This is a genomic window from Spirochaetota bacterium (assembly GCA_026415295.1).
Taxonomy (GTDB): Bacteria; Spirochaetota; JAAYUW01; order JAAYUW01; family JAOAHJ01; genus JAOAHJ01.
The window spans coordinates 15,852-34,447 of the sequence record JAOAHJ010000002.1; the positions used below are offsets into that span (position 1 = coordinate 15,852).

The following is an 18,596-nucleotide window of genomic DNA, read 5'->3' on the forward strand; positions in this document are numbered from 1 at the left end:
ATAAATTAAAAATATTTTCAATATAAAATACAAAAATAAAAAAAACAATGTTTAAATTTATTTTATTTCGTTTTAATATAGTTTTTAATAAATTTGTTAACCTCTAGGATATATTGATTTTTTAACACAGATTTTTCTTTTTCATTTAAAAAAGAAGCTTCTATAGTATTAAGATTTAAATTTATTAAATCTTCTAAAGTAAAGTCGAAATTTTCTATTACTTTTATATATTCATCTGTTAATATAGAATTTTGAATTATTGGATCATCTGAATTTAAAGTTACTGGAATTCCTTTTCTAAATAATTCTCCAAATGGATGGGTTTTATCATTTTCCCAAGAACCAGTAAGCTTATTTGAAATTATACATTGCTCTAAATATATTCTATTATCTTTCAAAAATATTTGTAACTCCTTATCTTCTATAGTTGCAACTCCGTGTCCTATTCTTGAAGCATAAAGATAAAATATAGCATCCCATATTTGTTTAGAATCAGTAACTTCTCCTGCATGAACTGTTATCTTATATAAATTATCATTAAAAACTATATTAAAAAATTTTGTAAAAAGTTTGGGAGGATAATTTAGTTCATCGCCAGCAAGATCTATTCCTACAACATATTCCGGAGCTACATCTTTTAATTTATCATATAATTCTATCATTTCATCTTGGTTTTGTTTATTTCTATTAAATGTCAATAAATATTTTATATTGATACCTTCTTCCTTTGCTGCTTTATTACCAATGTTTATTATTAATTTAGTAATCTCCTTTCTATCAAAATTATTTTCAATAGAATAATGTTCAGGTGAGAATCTTAATTCAATATAAAAAATATTTTCCTCTTTAAGTGACTTTATTGCATTATAAGTCAAAATCTCAATATCTTTATATGTTTTGTAATAATTATTTCTAAATTTAGAAAGAAATAATAAAAAATCAGGTTTTGAGTCAGAAGGAAATTGTACCTCCTTTTTAAAATCTTCAAAATTATCAGGCAATCCTATCTTATTTTTTTTTGAAATTTCGTAAAGAGTTTCTAAAGGCATAGTACCTTCTAAATGCCTATGAAGTTCAACTTTAGGAAATTTTTTAATAGTATCTTTATTTAATAATATTTCCTTACCTACATTTAACTCTATTTTAGAATTATCCATAAAAAACCTTAAATTTGTATTTAAAGCAAAAATTAAATATATTAAAATTTTTTAAATAATCGGATTAAAAACAGAAAAATATTATTATTTTTTAATGAATTATTGACTATATTAATTAATTTTTTATATTAAATAAAAAAGGATTATTTTATGCTTGATATTAAATTTATAGAAAAAAATCCTGAAATAGTTAAAGATGGAATAATTAAAAAAGGCTTTAATTTTGATCTTGATTCTTTTTTAGAACTAAATAATAATAGGAAAAATATATTAACTAAAATTGAAAATTTAAAAGCAAAAAAAAATAAAATATCAAAAGATATACCATTAATTAAAGATAAAAAAGAAAAAGATGAATTGCTTAATACATTAAAAAATCTTAAAGAAGAAGAAAAAAATTTAGAGGAAGAATATAAAAAAATAGAAAGTGATTTTAATATTAAGTTACTTGAAATACCAAATCCTCCAGATCCTGAAGTACCGGTGGGGAAAAATGAAACTGAAAATGTAGAATATTATAGATGGGGAACTATACCATCTTTTACATTTACTCCAAAAGACCATATAGAACTTGGCTTAGATCTAGATCTAATTGATTTTGAAAGGGCATCTAAAATATCAGGAACAAGAACATACTTCTTAAAAAATGAAGCTGTACTTTTACAAAATGCTTTAATAAGATTCACAATCGATCATTTAATTTCTAAAGGATTTAATATTATCTATTCTCCCTTCTTTGTAAAAGAAAGAGCTATGGTTGGCACCAGTTATTTTCCTTTTGGTAAAGAACAAGCGTATTTTATAGAAAAGGATGATTTATATTTGATAGGAACATCTGAAGTAACTCTAATGTCTTACTATTTAGATGAAATAATTCCTGAAGAAAAATTACCAATAATGTTTGCTGGTCTATCGACTTGTTTCAGAAGACAAGCAGGAACTTATGGAAAAGATACAAAAGGATTATATAGGATACATCAATTTGAAAAAGTAGAACAAGTAATTATATGCAAAAATAATAAAGAAGAATCTGATAAATTTCATCAATTTTTATTAAAAAATTCATGCGAAATTTTAGAAAAATTAAATCTACCATATAGATTAGTTAAAGTATGCACAGGAGATTTAGGAGCTGGACAAATTAAAAAAGATGATATAGAAGTTTGGATGCCCTCTAGAAATTCATATGGTGAAACTCATTCATGTAGTTCATTCTTGGATTATCAGACTAGAAGATCAAATATAAGAGTAAAAACAAATGATGGTAAACTATATTTTCCATTTTCATTAAACAATACTGCTATAGCATCTCCAAGAATACTTATTCCATTGATTGAAATTTACCAGCAAGAAGATGGTTCAATAAAAGTTCCAGATATACTTATACCATATATGAATGGCATTGAGAAAATTAAAAAAAAATAAACTATAAAATTTATATAAAAACTTAATAATGAATACAAAATATCTTGTTATTATTATTTTGCTTGTTCTTACATTATCATTTTTTTTCATTAAAATAAAAATTGAAGAAAAATTGGAAGAAAAAGTAATAAATGAAATTCTAACTTTAGAATTTAGCCCATCTCAGAAAAACAAAAAATTAAATTTAAATGAATTAAATAACGAAGAATTATTAAATATTTATATTGAAGAAGATTTAATCCCATTAAGTGAAAAAAACTTTTTCTATGATTATATTTCAAATATAAAAAAAATAGATTCAAATAATTTAAATTTTTCACAAAAAAATTTCAATAATCAAAACAATACCAATATTAAAAATAAAAACTTAATAAACAATAAAACACTTTCCAAAGTGAATTTTCCTATAGATATTAATAAAGCAACCTATGAAGAATTAATTCAAATCCCTGGAATAGGTCCAACTCTTGCAAAAAGAATCATCGAATGGAGAGAACAAAATGGAAATTTTAATTCAATTGAAGATTTAATAAAAGTTAAAGGTATTGGAGAAAAAATATTTGAAAAGATTAAATCATATTTTATAATTAATAATAAATAATTGTAAAAAAAGGTTTTATATGAAAATTTTTGATATTTTAAAAAAAACTTTTAAGAAAGAAAAGGAGAAACCTAATAAAAAAAACATTCAAACCACAGATAATAAAATAGTTTATAATTATAATGATAATTTAGAAGAAACTATAGAAGATAAAAATAGCATTAAAATTGATGAAACAGAAATATTTACAATTATTGATAAATCAAAAATAGATAATTTTAATGATCAAATAAAAGAATTGAAAGATTTTGATAAAAAACTAAAAATAGGCCATGAAGAAGAAAGTATCTCAAATTTAGAAAATGATTATGAATCTTATATAGAAAAAATTTCTCAAAATATTATTGAAGATAAAGAAAAATCAATATTAAATAAACCTGAAATTAATAAGCTAGTCTCAGATAAAAAAATTAATAATGAAGATGTAGTTGTAATGACTTTAGATGATCTCACAGATTATTATAAAAAAAGGTCAAAAGAAAAATATTTAATAGTTGAAAACAATTACGAAAACAATGTTGGAGAATATGAAGAAACTGAAAGAAATAAATACTTAAATCAATTTTCAGAAAATATTGCAAAAAACATTTTCAAAGATGAAGATCAAAATATTATAGAAAATGATTCAATTGATATTATAGAAGAAAATGAAAATATAGAAGATTTAGAGAATGAAACAAGTTATTTAGAAGAAAATGAAGAAATTAATCCAGAATATTTAAATAATATTGAAAATTTAGATGGAGAATTTAGTAACGATAAAATTTTTAATGATGAATATAAAGAAGATTCAAATAAAGAAAAAAACTTACCAGAAAATTTAAAAGAACTAAAAAATATATTTGAATATTTAAATGAGCTTCTTGAAAAATTACCGAAAGAAAAAGTAAAGAAATTTGTAAATTCAAATTATTTTAAATTATATAAAAAATTAATGTACGAACTGAATACAAAAAAATCGTAATAATTAATTAAAATTTTCAACATATATTTTTCCATATTTTTATATTATTTTACATTATAAAAAAAATAATTTGACAAATTTTAACTTTTTTTTATCTTTATAAAAACTTTTAAATTGGGAGAAATATATGAAATTTTTAAAAAAATTTGTATTAATTTTAATCCTCTTTTTGCTAGTTTTATGTTTATTTAATTGTAAAGCAAAAAAAGAAGTTGTATTTAATGTAGGTACAAACGCAGAATATCCTCCATTTGAGTTCAAAGAGGGAGAAGAATTCAAGGGAATAGATATGGAACTAATAAAACTTGTAGCTAATGAGCTTGGCATGAAAATAAATATTATTGATATGGACTTTGATGCACTTATTCCTTCACTGCAAGCAAAGAAGATTGATGCAGCAATAGCTGCAATTACTATAACCTCTGAAAGAGCTCAAGTTGTTGATTTTACTATTCCTTACTATATTGCAAATCAAGCAATAATAGCAAAAAAGGAATCTTCAATATCTATTTCTTCACCTGAAGATTTAGCTAAATATAAAATTGGTGTTCAAAATGGTACAACTGGTCAAATTTATATCGATGAAAATTTTGTTTCAAAGGGAAAAATGCCACCTGCTAATCTTGTTAAATATCCAACAAATATTGAAGCAATCACTGATATGTTAAATGGAAATGTAGATTTAGTAATAATAGATGATACTGCTGCTTTAGGTTATTCAAAATTAAAACCAATAAAAATAATCTTTACTATTGATACTGGTGAAAATTATGGTATAGCATTACCAAAAGGATCAAAATTACTTGAAAAAATAAATAATGTTCTTAAGAAAATTCTCAATTCAGACTCTTGGAATAACATCTTATTAAAATACTTATAAAAAAAGTATTTTTTAAATTTATTTAAAAATAGGGGAATCTATCTTTAATAAGAAAGTAAAGATATTCCCCTATTTTTTTTATTTTTTTTAAAAAAATATTGAAAATTGAATTTTTTATTTAATAATTTTAGTTAGAAAAACAATAGGATATTTATTATGGGTCTATTATTTTTTTTAGAAAAATTGAAAGAATCCTTTTTATTTATTATTAAAGTTTTTCCAATATTAATGAACGGTTCATTAGTTGCAATTGAAATAACAATATTTTCTATATTTATAGGAATGGTTATTGGTATAATTGTTGCCTTTTTACACATTTATGGTTCAAAACTAATTAAAAAAATAATCTATTTTTATGAATGGGTTATGAGAGGAACTCCTATACTTGTAATACTATTCTTTCTATATTTTGGTTTGCCAAAAATTCCTTTAATTGGAATCAATTTAAATCCTTTCGTAGCCGTTGTAATCGGTCTTGGATTATGTTCATCTGGATATCAAGCACAAATTTACAGAGGCGCTATTTTATCAATAGGTTCTCAACAAATGGAAGCTGGTCTTTCACTTGGTATGACAAAGTTTGAAACCTTTTTTAATATTATACTTCCACAAGCTGTTAGATTATCATTACCAGGGTTTACAAATGAGTTTACAATTGTTTTAAAAGACTCTCCTCTGGCTTATGCTGTTGGAATATCTGAAATTTTAAAAAATGGAAGAGATATTATTGTTCAAACTGCAAGACCTTTTGAAGTTTATTTTGCTGCTGCGATTTTATATTTTGTTTTGTTTCAATTGTTTTATAACTTATTTAAATATATTTCTAAAAAGTTTGAAGTACCAGGATTTTTAATATCACAATGACATAAAAATATTTAACGACTTATCAATTTTAGTTTTATTTAAAAAATTTATTAAAAATTTCAAGGAGAAAAAATGGCTATATTAGAAGTTAAAGACATCAAAAAAAGATTTGGGCATAATGTTATTTTAGATGGTGTTTCATTTAGTGTAGAAAAAGGGGAGGTTAAAGTTATTATTGGTCCTTCTGGTACTGGAAAATCTACTCTTCTTAGATGCATAAACATGCTAAACCCTCCAGATTCAGGTGAAATTTATATTGAGGGTGTAAATATAACATCACATAAAGTTGATCTACATAAAATAAGAAGAAAAATAGGAATGGTATTTCAACATTTTGCTCTTTTTAAACATTTAAAAGCTATTGATAATGTTGCATTAGGATTAATAAAAGTTCTTAAAATGCCAAAAAAAGAAGCTTATGAAAAAGCAATGTTTGAGTTAGCTAGAGTTGGTCTTGCTGATCATAAAGATAAATATCCAGCAGAACTTTCTGGTGGACAACAACAAAGAGTTGGTATAGCGAGAGCCCTTGCAATGGATCCAATATTAATGCTTTTTGATGAACCAACATCAGCATTAGATCCTGAACTTATTGGTGAAGTTTTACAGGTAATGCAAAAGCTCGCTATGGAAGGAATGACAATGATTTGTGTAACCCATGAAATGGGATTTGCAAAAAATGTTGCCAATGAAATAATCTTTATGGAAAAAGGGAAAATTGTTGAATCTGGTTCTCCGAAAGAAATGTTTACTAATCCAAAAAATGAAAGAACAAAATCTTTTTTAAATAAAATTTCTGAGTTGTATGGAGAAGAAAAATGAATTTTTTTGAAAAATTATTTATTAGGATGCCAGATTTCATCAAAGGAATATCTCTAACTATTGAATTAACATTATTTTGTGCTATCTTTGGTTTCCTCCTTGCTATTCCTCTTGTTATTGGAGTTATTTATGGCAATAAATTTTTTAAGAATTTATCAAAGGCTTATATTACTATTGTTAGAGGAACTCCAATGATAGTTCAAATGTTTTTTATATATTATGGCTTACCTGGAATTGGAATAAAATTGAAACCTTTTCATGCAGCACTTATTGGATTCGTTCTTAATTCAGCAGCTTATCAGTCAGAATATTTGAAAGGTGGCTTTTTAGCTATTACAACAGAACAACTTGAAGCAGCATATTCAATAGGACTTAATAAATGGGAAGCCATAAGATACATAATTTTTCCTCAGGCAGTAAGATTTTCTATACCAGCACTTACAAATGAAATTATTTACCTTATAAAATATACTTCCGTTGCTTATTTAATAGCTGTTCCTGAACTATTTGCTCAAGCAAAATTTTTTGCTTCTGATACATATTATTATATAGAAACATTTGTTTTAATCGGAGTTTTATATCTTCTAATGATTTTTGTTATAACAAAACTTGCAGATTGGATTGAGAAAAAATTATATATCCCTGGTTTTGATATTTCACATTTAAAATAATTTAAATATTTTCTAAAATTGACTTTTTTTCAAAAATTTATTATATTCATAAAAAATGATGAGATAAATAATTATGGAGAAAATTAAAAGTTATTTTGTTATTTTTATTTTTTTTCTTTTTATTTTTTCAATGATTTTATTCCCAAATTCAGAAATAAATTGGATATCATATGATGATGCATTAAATTTATCAAAAAAAACAAACAAATTTATTTTTCTCTATTTTTGGACAGAATCTTGTCCCTATTGCAATAAAATGAAAAATATTACTCTGTCAAATAAAGAAGTTATTAATTATTTAAATGAAAATTTTCATTCTGTTTCTATTAATGCTAATTCCAACTCAATTGCATCTGGAATACTAAATAAAACAGGAAACTCTTTAGCTAGTCAATATATGATTCAGGGTGTGCCTACATCAATTTTTCTTAAACCTAACGGTGAAGTTTTATATAATATTCCTGGATATATTGAATATCCTAATTTTTTGCTTATTCTTAAATACATTAACACAAGGTCTTATGAAAAAATGAATTTTAATGATTTTAAAAAATCTAATCAATAAAGAATTTAAAAATTTTTTATTATATTAGAATTAACCCAAGTTAATTAATATTATAAATTAATTATAACTAAAATATTTTAATTCTTAAAGAAAAATTTATTTTTTTAATATAATCATTTTAATAAAATTTTATTAATGAATGGAATCGGTAATATAGTTGATGTAAATTTTGCTTTAGCTTTTATTTCTGGTATATTAGCTTTTTTTTCCCCTTGTACATATCCTCTACTACCATCATTTATTGCAATGATTTCAAATAGTTCCTTTGAAAATATTCATCAAAATAATAAGATAGAATTAAAAAAAAACATAAATTTAAAAATTTTATTTAGTAATTTAATTTTACCAATAATTTCTTTTGGAATTGGATTTACATTAATTTTTACCTTACTTGGAGCTTCTTCAACTATAATAGGAAAAATTTTAATAAAATATAAAAAGATTTATTCTATAATAACCTCTATTATTATAATTATCCTTGGACTATTTTTATCTGGAATTATAAAAATAAAACAACTAAATTTTGAAAAAAGGATTTATATTAAAAAGGAAAGTAGAGGCCTTTTTTTTCCTTTTATATTTGGAGTAACTTTTGCTTTTGGATGGTCTCCATGCATAGGACCTATATTAGCTTCAATACTTATAATTGCTTCTTCTCTTAACTCTTTAACAAAAGGGGTCCTTCTCCTTCTAACTTTCTCTTTCTCTTTTTTATTAATGTTTTTAATTGCAGGAATAATTTTTTATTTTTCTATCAATTCAATAAAAAAATTAAATAAATTTATTCCTGCTATTAAAATAATATCGTCTATAATTATTATTATTTACGGGATACTCTTTTTTATTAAAAATTTTTAAAATTTTTTTATTAAATTTTAATGTACACTACAAAAATCTTAAGAATATTTTTTTTATTTTATTTAATTTAAATAATTTTCTAAAAATATTTGAATTAAAATTAATTTAATTATTTAATAATAAATTATTCAATAAATTAGTCTTGACAATAAAGAAATTTTTATTAGATTTTTATTACAACAAAATATAGAATTATTTTTAAAATAAATTATAAGAAATAAAAATTTCTATGCAGCAGTGGTGGAATGGCAGACACACTAGCTTGAGGGGCTAGCGGGTAACTCCCGTGCGGGTTCAACTCCCGCCTGCTGCATTTTTTTATTTTAAATAATTTTACATATTTGATTTTTATTAAATAGAAATTTAATTAATTAAAAATGGAAAAACAGAAATCTGGATTTTTATCCATTGAAAACATACTTTTTTTCATACTTTTTATACTTATATTTATTTTTATAATAATTTTATTAAGACCATTTTTTTTTATTATTATTTGGAGCACTGTTTTATCTATATTAATAAGTCCTATTTTTAATTATATATTATCAATAATTAAAAATTTATTAAATAAATTAATAATAAAAAATCGAAAATTTGAAAAATTTAATTCTAAAATCTATTTTATAGTAAAATGTATACTTGGTTTTATATTTTGTGCTGCTGTTTTTTTATTAATAGTTATTCCATCTTTCTATTTTTTCTCAAGTTTTAGTAAGCAACTTCTAAACATTGGAAAAGATTTACTAAATTTTATCAATAAAAATCCAAAACTATTTTCAATAGAATATTATGAAAATTTTGTTGATTTTTTATATGAAATTAGTAATGGACTTATTAATTTAAAAACTTTAAATTTAAAATATGAATTGACTAACCTTATTCAAAAATTTTCAATAACTGTCTTTGAAAATACAACAAAGATATTTAATAGTTTAATAAAAATTATAGTTAATATATTTTTTATAATTTTTACTTTATACTTTTTTTTAATAGATGGCGAATATTTAAAAAATATTTTCATATCTTCTATTCCAATTAAAAAAGATTATATAGAAATTTTTGTTAAAAAGTTTAAGGAAGTATCAAAAGCAATAGTTAATGGTTATATATTGGTTTCTTTATTACAAGCTTCAATTGCAACTTTAATATTTTACATATTCAAAATAAATAATTACCTTATATGGGGTTTTTTAGTATTTTTATCTACTTTTATACCAATTTTTGGAAATGCAGGGGTTTGGATCCCTTTAAGCCTTTCAAAAATTTTTATATCAGGACAGGCAAAAGATGGTATTTTGCTTGCTATTTCATGTTTAATTTTTGTAACCATTCTAGATTATATACTAAGGCCTATTCTTTTAAGAATAACATTAAACCTTCATCCTTTTCTTATTTTTTTAGCAATGTTAGGTGGAATTTACACTTTTGGTTTATCTGGAATAATTCTTGGACCTTTTATATATATACTCTTTTTTACAGTTCTTGATATTTTTTTAGAATTAAAACATACAAATCAAAATTAATAATTATACTAAATTTAAACACCAATTCTATATATACACATGTATCATATATATACGCATAAATTTATATAAAAATTAAATTTTTAAAATTATAAAAAATTTGTTTACTAAAGATAAGATTTTATTATACTGCTGTGTTTTTATTATACACATTATTTATTTAAAAAATAATAAAAATAATTAATTCTTTATATTTAATCTACAGGTTTCTAATAATTATCAGTTTTATAAACCTTAATTAAAATTTGAAATTTATTTTTAATTAAACTATAAATATAAAATTTATGGCATATTATTTGCTAATGTTAAAATGAATAAAAATTAAAGGAGGTAGACTATGGCAAAAAGAGATTTAATTTTTTGGTCACCTTTTAAAGAACTTGAAGATTTAAAAAATGAAATTGATAAATTCTTCAATTGGGATTACGATTCTCCAATAAAATTAAATGCCCCTGCAATTGATATTGAACAGGATGAAAACAATTTTTACATAAAAGCTGATATTCCAGGACTTACAAAAGATGATATTGAAATCGAATTAAAAGATGGAATGCTAACTCTTAGGGGAGAAAAAAAAGTAGAAAAAGAGGAAAAGAAAAAGGAATGTTTTAGAAAAGAAAGATGGGAAGGTAAGTTTGAAAGAACAATAAGTCTCCCAGATTATATCGATACTGAAAAAGCTGAAGCTACCTATAATAATGGGGTTTTAGAAATAACATTACCAAAGAAGGAAGAGAAAAAACCTAAAAAATTAACATTAAAAATAAAATAGTACTATGAATAACATCTTATAATAAAAGGGCTACCTTTAAAAAGGTAGCCTTTTTATTTTTCAGACCATAATTTACAAATATTTATAAAAGTTAATACAGCATACTCCATTGATTCAACAGAAATCCATTCTTTTATAGAATGATATAATATTCCCCCAGTAAATATATTTGGAGTTGGCATACCTTCAAAGGTTAACCTAGCTCCATCAGTACCGCCTCTTATACCCCTCTTTATTGGTTTTAATCCTGCCATTTTTATAGCTTTTATTGCAATATCAACAACTTCTGGATACTTTGATAAAATTTCTTTCATATTTCTATATTGTTTTTTTATCTCTATATCGATAATTAAACCTTTGTATTTATTTTCAAATATTTTCTTCATTTTCTCTAACTTCTTTATTCTTTTTTTGTTTTTTCTTTCATTAAAATCTCTAATAATCAATGAACATGAAGAAAAAGACTCATCTCCTTTAATATGAGTTAAATGATAAAATCCATTTTTTTTATCAGTTTTTTCAGGTGTTTCTCTTTCTGGAATTTTGCTTAAATATTTTGTTAAAAGCCTTAAAGCATTAATCATTTTACCTTTTGCCTCTCCTGGATGAACATTTAAGCCCTTAAAAGAAATTTTGATACTATATGCATCAAAACATTCATCTTCAATACTACCCTCTTCTCCTCCATCAAAGGTATACCCAAAATCTCCAAGCTTAGTTTTATCAATTTTTAAAGTCCCTTCTCCAATCTCTTCATCTGGTGTAAAAATTATTCTTATCTCAGGATGTTTTATATCTGGATTTTCTTTAAGTATTTTTAACCCTGTTAATATTTCTGCTATTCCAGCTTTATCATCTGCTCCGAGTAAAGTTTTACCTGAAGCTGTAATTATAGTTCTATTTTTATATTTTTTTAAAATCTTAGAATCTTTTGAAGTTATTTTAATGCTTGAATCATTTAATATAATATCTTCACCATCATAATTTTCAATTATTTTAGGAACAACATTTTCTCCTGAAACAGCAGGTGAAGTATCCATATGAGCAAGAAAAGCTATTTTAAATTTAGAATTACAATTTGACCTTAATTTTGCATAAACATAACAATATTCACTAACTTCAACATCTTCAAGCCCTAAGGACTCTAATTTTTCCTTTAATAAATAAGCAAGTTCAAATTGATTTTTAGTTGATGGATTAGTTTTTGTATTTTCAGAAGATTCAGTATTTATTTTAACAAATTCAATAAAATTATTAACTAAATACTCCCTATATTTTGAATTTAAAATCCCCATTTTTACCCTCATATCATTATAATTTAAATTGTAAAACTACTTTAAATTTTTATAATTTATGTATTTATTAGGAAAAATTTTAATAAATATAACAAAAAATAAATTTTTAACAAAAATATTATTATAGTATTATAAAAAGGTAAAATTATGATTATTGTTATACAAAGGGTAAATTTTGCTAAATGTATAATAAAAGATAAAGTCTATTCTGAAATTAAAAAAGGACTCCTAGCATTGGTTTCAATAGAAAAAGATGATAATTTAAATGATTATGAGTTTTGTATCAAAAAATTACTAAATTTAAGAGTGTTTGAAAATGATGAAAACAAATTTGATAAATCAATACAAGATATAAATGGCGAAATCATGGTAATTTCACAATTTACACTTGCTGGAAACATTAATAAAGGAAATAGACCTTCTTTCGATAATGCAATGCCACCACAAGCTGCCAAAATTGAATTTGAGAAATTTTTAGCACTACTAAATAACCATTTTACCTCTTTTAAAACAGGAATTTTTGGAGAATATATGCAGATTCAAATTGAAAACAATGGTCCAGTAACATTTATTATTGATTCAAAAAAAAGATTATATAATTAAATTTATTTAATTTTTAAAAATTTTAGTTTATGGGGGAATTAATTGGATTTAAAACTCATATATTACAACAATCCTTTATTAAAACAAAAAATAGAACAAGTAAAAAAAATTGATGAAGAAATTATTAAAATATGTAAATCTATGCAGGAAGCTAATTATTTATATAATGGAATAGCAATTGCTGCAAATCAACTTGGTTTAAATTTAGCAATAATAGCTTTAACTCCAATTGAACCTTTTAATAAAGATATATGTCTTATCAATCCAAAAATAATAGAATATTCTAAAGAAGAAACCATATTTGAAGAAGGTTGCTTATCTTTTCCTGATCTTTATTTAAAAATAAAAAGACCCGAGTACATAATTGTAGAATATGAACTTTTTTCAGGGAAAAAATATCAAATTAAAGCATCCGGACTTCTTGCAAGAGTATTACAACATGAAATAGATCATTTAAATGGAATATTTTTTTTTGAGAGATTACCATTAGAAGAACAAAAAAAGTTAGAACCAATTCTTAAAAATATTAATGAAAAATATAATAATAATAAAAGTTCACCATATTAATAATTTTTTATATCTTAAGGATATTTAAATGAAAAAATATAAAATAGGTTTCTTTTCAACATCAGAATTTGGCGAAGAAGTATTTAACTACTTATTAAAAAACCATAACATAGAATTTGTATTGACAACAAAACCAAAACCTAAAGGTAGAGGTTATAAAATCGAAAATTTACCATTTGTAAATAAAGCAATAGAAAATAAAATAAAAGTTATATATATTGAAAAAAGAAAAGAAATTAAAGAAAGTTTAGAAGAATATTTTCAAAAAGATAAAAAAATAGATTTTGGAATAGTTGTTGATTTTGCTTTTATTTTAGACGAAGAAATTTTTAAGATTTCAAAAAATTACTTTATAAATATACATCCATCAATACTTCCACATTATAGAGGACCATCTCCAATACAATATACTCTTCTAAATAATGAAAAGATAACAGGAGTTACATTACAAAAGATGACAAAAGATTGTGATGCAGGAGATATTCTATATATAATAAAAACAGAAATTTTACCTTTTGAAAATTTTAACCTATTATATAACAGATTAAAACATATATCTGTTGAAGCATTATCTTACTTCTTTTATAATATATCATTTATTAAAGCTGTTCCTCAAAATCATAATGAAGCCACATATACTAAAAAAATAACTAAAGAAGATTCAAAGATAAATTTTGAAATGGATGCAAAAATAATTTCTGGTAAAATAAATGCTTTTTCTAAATGGCCTAAAGTTAAAGTAAGATTAAAGGAAGAAGAAATAATATTTTTAAATTCTTCTTATGAAGAAAAAGATTATGATGGAGTACCAGGACAAATAATTAAAATAGAAAATTTAAATTTAGAAAAGAATCAAAATTTGAAAGTATTATTTATAAAATGTAAAAAAAATACATTATTAATTTCTCATTTACAACGTGCAGGTAAAAAACCCTTAACAATTTCTGAATTTTTATTAGGTTCTAAGATCTTAACACCTGGAGAAATTTTCAACTCTTAAACTTTGGAAATAAAAAATTTTTTTTCTAGCCAGATTTAAATTATTAGTTTTTATTAACCAAAATGATATTTAATAAAAATTAAATTGAGAATTCTTAGATTTTTTTTAAAATTTAAGAAATTCATATAAAATGATTTAAATTTTTTATTTTAATGTTATTTTTAACTTGAGGAATAAATCTATGAAATTTATAAAATTCAATAAAGAAAAAATAATAAATAAGATTAATCATATTCTATTAAAGATAAAGTATTTTATAAAAGAATCATTATTGAAATTAAATGATTTTTTCAATAATTTAAACTGGAAACTATTTTGGTTTACAACAGTTATAATAATAATAATTTCTTTAATATTAGCAAATATTGCATATCTTTTATGGGTTAAAAAATTTGATTTTGTTAAAGTACCATCTTTAGAAAAAAAATTTTTAGTTGAAGCTATTTTAGAATTACAAAAATATGATTTATATCCCAAAATTGAATCTATTTATTCAGTAGAATCATATGGTTATGTTATTTCTCAAGATCCTCAACCAGGAAAAATTATAAGAAATAAAAGATTTGTAAGATTGCTTGTTTCTGTTGGTCCTTATGTTAAAACTCTTGAAGATTTCACAGGTAAAAGTATATTTTATGCTGAAAAAAAGTTAAATGAAATTTCTAGTATTACAAAAAAAAACATAGTTATAAAAGAAATTAATTATCAATTTTCAGATACTGTTGAAAAAGGATTTATAGTTTCACAACAACCTGCTCCAGGAACTGATTTAATTCTTGTAAATGAAGTCATTTTGACTGTTTCCAAAGGTCCTGTAAATAATGATATTGCTATACCATCATTTATTGGCTTAACAATTGATCAAGCTACATTAAAAGCTAAAGAAAATGGTATATTTCTAAAAATAGAATATATCCAAACTGAAAATCCTGAAGAATTTGATGTTGTAATACAACAAAGTATTTCTCCTGGAGAAATAATTAAACCAAACACTGAATTGACAATATATGTTGGAAAAAGAAAAGAGTAAAGAGATAGATTTTTCTAAAATTTGTCCCTCTATTTTTGCAGCAAATTTTCTAAATTTAAAAGAATCCCTAAATTATGCAAAGTATAAAGGTGTTAAATTGATACATCTTGATATAATGGATGGTCATTTTGTTCCAAATATCTCATTCGGTCCTAAAATTTGTGAAGATATTTTATCTTATAATTATTTTAATTTTGATGCCCATCTAATGATAGAAAACCCAGAAAAATTTATTCCAAAATTTATGAACCCATCAATATCATATATAACAATTCATTATGAAATAAAAAAAAATATTGTTGAGCTTATAAATCAGATAAAATTAAGTAAAGTAAAAGCGGGAATTTCTATAAAACCTAAAACTTCATTTGAAGAATTGATAAATTTTTTAAAAGAAAGTGATCTTCTTCATAAAATAGATCTAATTTTAATAATGAGTGTAGAGCCAGGATTTTCAGGTCAAAAATTTATAGATGAAGTTATGCCAAAGATAAAAAAAGCTTATGATTTTAAAATTAAAAATAATCTCAACTATATTATTCAAGTTGATGGTGGAATTAATTTTAATAATTGTTACCAAATTTTAGATAATGGTGCAGATCTTTTAGTAATGGGAGCAAATTTTTTTAAATAATTTTTCTCAAAATCATTTAATTTAACAAAAAACAAAATGGAAAATGATATTAATAAAATATTTAAAATAAATGATTTTTATGAAATTGTTATTTTAGGTGCTGGTCCTGCTTCTCTTTTCTTATCATTTCTACTTGCAAAAAATCTCCTTAATAAAGGCGAATATAAAAATTTAAACATTCTAATTATTGAAAAAGAAAAAATAATTGGTAAAAAACTTTTAATTTCTGGAAAAGGGGCATGTAATTTTACCAACATATCTAATGAAGAAACATTTATAAAAAACTATCCAAGAGGAAAATATTTTTTTAAAAAAATATTTTATAAATTTACCAACTTTGATTTTATTAAATTAATTGAAGAAAATGGAATAAAAACAAGTGTTGAAAAAAATGGAAAATGTTTTCCTTTATCTAAAAATTCAAATGAAATATTAAATTTATTTCTAAGTCAAATAAAAAAATCAAATAAATTTACTTTTTTAACAGAATCAAAACCAATTTTTATAGAATATATAAACAATTTAAAAAAAAATTTTAAAATTGAAATAGAGAGTAAAAATTCAAAAAAAATAATTACTGTTTTTTCAAATTTTTTAATTTTAGCTACAGGTGGCATCTTAGAAAATGAACCTCCAAAAATTAAAAATATAGATATAGAAATATCTAAAATAGCACCTGCTTTATACGGTTTTGAAACTGAAGATAATGACAATATAATTAAAAAATGTCAAGGAATAAGTTTAAAAAATGTTAGCATAAGAATAATAGGCACAAATTTTAAAACTACTGGAGATATTTTGTTTACACATAAAGGAATATCTGGCCCTGCTATTCTTCATCTTTCATCTATAGCCGCATACTATATTAAAGACAATAAATTTAAATTTAAACTTTCAATTAATTTAATAAACACTTTAATGAAAAATGAGAAAGATATAAATTCATTAATAAAATTATATAAAGAAAAATTATCACCTATTAAAGATAAACTTTTTAAAAACTGTTATATTCTATTTAATTTACCTTCAAAGTTATTTGAAAATATCTTAATTTTATTTTGCAAAAAAGAAAAATTTAAAATAGAGGACCCCAAAAAAATAAAAGCAAAATATTTTTTAAATGATCTTGTTTTAAAAAAATTTTTACTATTTATTTGCGATTTTAGAATATCTATAATTAACAAATCTAACATTCAGTCTGAATTTGTGACTGCGGGAGGTATAGAGCTAAAACAGATCTATTCTAATGGAATGTATTTTAAAAATTACCCTCAACTTTTTGCTATAGGTGAAATTCTCAATATAGATGGTTTAACAGGTGGCTACAATCTGCAAAATTGCTGGACTACTGCTTATGTGGCATTCAAAGAGATAGAACAAAGAATTATAAATCAAAATCTTAGTTAAAAAACCTATTATTTTATAATTATTTAAAATATTGAAATTTTAAATTAAATAGTTACTTTTAATAAAAATAAATTTAAAAAAATTAAAGGAAATATTAATGATAAAATTATCAAACTATATAAGTAAAGAAAATATCTTTTTCATAGATAAAAATTCAAAATTAGAGATATTTGATGAAATATTTGAAAAAGTAAAAAATAATAAATATATAAAAAACATTGAAATATTTAAAAATTTAATCTTAGAAAGAGAAAAAATTGTTAGTACTGGTATAGGAATGGGCTTTGCTGTTCCTCATATTAAAAATAATATAGTAGAAGAATTTTTTATATCTATTTTCATCCTTGAAAAACCTGTAGATTGGAACTCTATTGACAATAAACCTGTTAAAGTAATTTTTCTTATTGCTGGCCCAGAAAATCACAATCTTTATTTACAAATTTTATCAAAACTTATATTGATTATAAGAAATTTTAAAGAAAGAAAAGCTTTACTAAATTCTAAAAATTTAGATGAAATTTATTCATTTTTTTATAGATTTTAATATCACTACAAAAACAAAATACCTTTTATAGAAAATTAATATTTTTATATTAAAAATATAAAGGAATATTTATGCTTATTTATTATATTTTCTTAAAAGACTTAAATTATAAAGAAGATATAGCTTTAGCATTAACTTCATCTAGTTTAAACTCTACTTTATTTATAGAATCTATAAATATTAATAAACTACTCCAATTAAAACTACCCTTATTCTCTGGTTTATTTAACACAAATATAGATAATGATTCAGGTTTATTTATAGGATTTACTGAAAACAAAGAGAATCTAAATAATTTTCTAAAATTATTACAAGAAAGCGGCGTAATTAACAGTGAAAACTCAATATTTAATATTTTTTATTTTGAAGTTAATTCATTTTAATTTTATTTTTTTTAATAATTTAAAAATTTAA

General features: G+C 22.4%; 21 protein-coding genes and 1 tRNA gene. 20 read left to right on the plus strand and 2 right to left on the minus strand.

The window, feature by feature from the left end:
- Positions 1 to 62 precede the first annotated feature (62 nt).
- The gene (gene add, locus N3A58_00125) at positions 63 to 1,157 is read right to left on the minus strand and encodes an adenosine deaminase (protein MCX8057806.1); all 1,095 of its coding nucleotides are present in this window, start codon (positions 1,155 to 1,157) and stop codon (positions 63 to 65) included.
- A 150-nt stretch (positions 1,158 to 1,307) separates the two neighbouring features.
- On the opposite strand from add, the gene serS reads away from it, so the two are divergent.
- The 12 genes from serS to N3A58_00185 all read left to right on the plus strand — a co-directional run bounded on the left by serS (position 1,308) and on the right by N3A58_00185 (position 11,102).
- Positions 1,308 to 2,582 carry a serine--tRNA ligase gene (serS, locus tag N3A58_00130; protein ID MCX8057807.1) on the plus strand — a complete coding sequence of 425 codons (1,275 nt, stop codon included), beginning with the start codon at positions 1,308 to 1,310 and terminating at the stop codon, positions 2,580 to 2,582.
- A 28-nt stretch (positions 2,583 to 2,610) separates the two neighbouring features.
- Complete coding sequence (locus tag N3A58_00135) at positions 2,611 to 3,183, plus strand: helix-hairpin-helix domain-containing protein (protein ID MCX8057808.1); 573 nt, start codon at positions 2,611 to 2,613, stop codon at positions 3,181 to 3,183.
- Positions 3,184 to 3,202: 19 nt separating this feature from the next.
- Positions 3,203 to 4,147, plus strand: a complete 945-nt coding sequence (locus N3A58_00140; GenBank protein MCX8057809.1) for a hypothetical protein — start codon at positions 3,203 to 3,205, stop codon at positions 4,145 to 4,147.
- A 127-nt stretch (positions 4,148 to 4,274) separates the two neighbouring features.
- A complete protein-coding gene (locus tag N3A58_00145; GenBank protein MCX8057810.1) occupies positions 4,275 to 5,027 on the plus strand; it encodes a transporter substrate-binding domain-containing protein in 753 nt (250 codons plus the stop codon).
- A 156-nt stretch (positions 5,028 to 5,183) separates the two neighbouring features.
- Positions 5,184 to 5,891 (plus strand): amino acid ABC transporter permease, encoded by a 708-nt coding sequence (locus N3A58_00150; protein ID MCX8057811.1) that lies wholly within the window; start codon positions 5,184 to 5,186, stop codon positions 5,889 to 5,891.
- A gap of 78 nt (positions 5,892 to 5,969) precedes the next feature.
- Positions 5,970 to 6,713: an amino acid ABC transporter ATP-binding protein gene (locus N3A58_00155; GenBank protein MCX8057812.1), complete on the plus strand. Its 744-nt coding sequence runs from the start codon at positions 5,970 to 5,972 to the stop codon at positions 6,711 to 6,713.
- A complete protein-coding gene (locus N3A58_00160) occupies positions 6,710 to 7,384 on the plus strand; it encodes an amino acid ABC transporter permease (protein MCX8057813.1) in 675 nt (224 codons plus the stop codon). Before N3A58_00155 ends, N3A58_00160 begins: the two co-directional genes overlap by 4 nt.
- Positions 7,385 to 7,457: 73 nt before the next feature.
- Positions 7,458 to 7,949 carry a thioredoxin fold domain-containing protein gene (locus N3A58_00165; GenBank protein ID MCX8057814.1) on the plus strand — a complete coding sequence of 164 codons (492 nt, stop codon included), beginning with the start codon at positions 7,458 to 7,460 and terminating at the stop codon, positions 7,947 to 7,949.
- Positions 7,950 to 8,084: 135 nt separating this feature from the next.
- Positions 8,085 to 8,807, plus strand: a complete 723-nt coding sequence (locus N3A58_00170) for a cytochrome c biogenesis protein CcdA (protein ID MCX8057815.1) — start codon at positions 8,085 to 8,087, stop codon at positions 8,805 to 8,807.
- Between the two features lie 231 nt (positions 8,808 to 9,038).
- Positions 9,039 to 9,120, plus strand: a tRNA-Leu gene (locus tag N3A58_00175).
- 64 nt (positions 9,121 to 9,184) lie between these two features.
- On the plus strand, positions 9,185 to 10,330 hold the full coding sequence (locus N3A58_00180) for an AI-2E family transporter (GenBank protein ID MCX8057816.1): 1,146 nt from the start codon (positions 9,185 to 9,187) through the stop codon (positions 10,328 to 10,330).
- Between the two features lie 337 nt (positions 10,331 to 10,667).
- On the plus strand, positions 10,668 to 11,102 hold the full coding sequence (locus N3A58_00185) for an Hsp20/alpha crystallin family protein (GenBank protein ID MCX8057817.1): 435 nt from the start codon (positions 10,668 to 10,670) through the stop codon (positions 11,100 to 11,102).
- A gap of 53 nt (positions 11,103 to 11,155) precedes the next feature.
- Here the strand turns inward: N3A58_00185 and pepT are convergent, their stop codons facing one another.
- Positions 11,156 to 12,397 carry a peptidase T gene (pepT, locus tag N3A58_00190; GenBank protein ID MCX8057818.1) on the minus strand — a complete coding sequence of 414 codons (1,242 nt, stop codon included), beginning with the start codon at positions 12,395 to 12,397 and terminating at the stop codon, positions 11,156 to 11,158.
- Positions 12,398 to 12,544: 147 nt separating this feature from the next.
- On the opposite strand from pepT, the gene dtd reads away from it, so the two are divergent.
- The 8 genes from dtd to N3A58_00230 all read left to right on the plus strand — a co-directional run bounded on the left by dtd (position 12,545) and on the right by N3A58_00230 (position 18,565).
- The gene (dtd, locus tag N3A58_00195; protein MCX8057819.1) at positions 12,545 to 13,000 is read left to right on the plus strand and encodes a D-aminoacyl-tRNA deacylase; all 456 of its coding nucleotides are present in this window, start codon (positions 12,545 to 12,547) and stop codon (positions 12,998 to 13,000) included.
- Positions 13,001 to 13,042: 42 nt separating this feature from the next.
- Positions 13,043 to 13,567 carry a peptide deformylase gene (gene def / locus N3A58_00200; GenBank protein MCX8057820.1) on the plus strand — a complete coding sequence of 175 codons (525 nt, stop codon included), beginning with the start codon at positions 13,043 to 13,045 and terminating at the stop codon, positions 13,565 to 13,567.
- 28 nt (positions 13,568 to 13,595) lie between these two features.
- Positions 13,596 to 14,567 (plus strand): methionyl-tRNA formyltransferase, encoded by a 972-nt coding sequence (locus tag N3A58_00205; protein MCX8057821.1) that lies wholly within the window; start codon positions 13,596 to 13,598, stop codon positions 14,565 to 14,567.
- A 181-nt stretch (positions 14,568 to 14,748) separates the two neighbouring features.
- Positions 14,749 to 15,597 (plus strand): PASTA domain-containing protein, encoded by an 849-nt coding sequence (locus tag N3A58_00210; protein MCX8057822.1) that lies wholly within the window; start codon positions 14,749 to 14,751, stop codon positions 15,595 to 15,597.
- Positions 15,575 to 16,231 carry a ribulose-phosphate 3-epimerase gene (gene rpe / locus N3A58_00215; GenBank protein ID MCX8057823.1) on the plus strand — a complete coding sequence of 219 codons (657 nt, stop codon included), beginning with the start codon at positions 15,575 to 15,577 and terminating at the stop codon, positions 16,229 to 16,231. The genes N3A58_00210 and rpe overlap by 23 nt, the downstream gene beginning before the upstream one ends.
- A 36-nt stretch (positions 16,232 to 16,267) precedes the next feature.
- Complete coding sequence (locus tag N3A58_00220) at positions 16,268 to 17,638, plus strand: aminoacetone oxidase family FAD-binding enzyme (GenBank protein ID MCX8057824.1); 1,371 nt, start codon at positions 16,268 to 16,270, stop codon at positions 17,636 to 17,638.
- A 97-nt stretch (positions 17,639 to 17,735) separates the two neighbouring features.
- Positions 17,736 to 18,182, plus strand: coding sequence for a PTS sugar transporter subunit IIA (locus tag N3A58_00225; protein MCX8057825.1), 447 nt, complete (start codon positions 17,736 to 17,738; stop codon positions 18,180 to 18,182).
- 71 nt (positions 18,183 to 18,253) lie between these two features.
- Positions 18,254 to 18,565 (plus strand): hypothetical protein, encoded by a 312-nt coding sequence (locus N3A58_00230; protein MCX8057826.1) that lies wholly within the window; start codon positions 18,254 to 18,256, stop codon positions 18,563 to 18,565.
- The last annotated feature ends 31 nt before the right edge of the window (positions 18,566 to 18,596 follow it).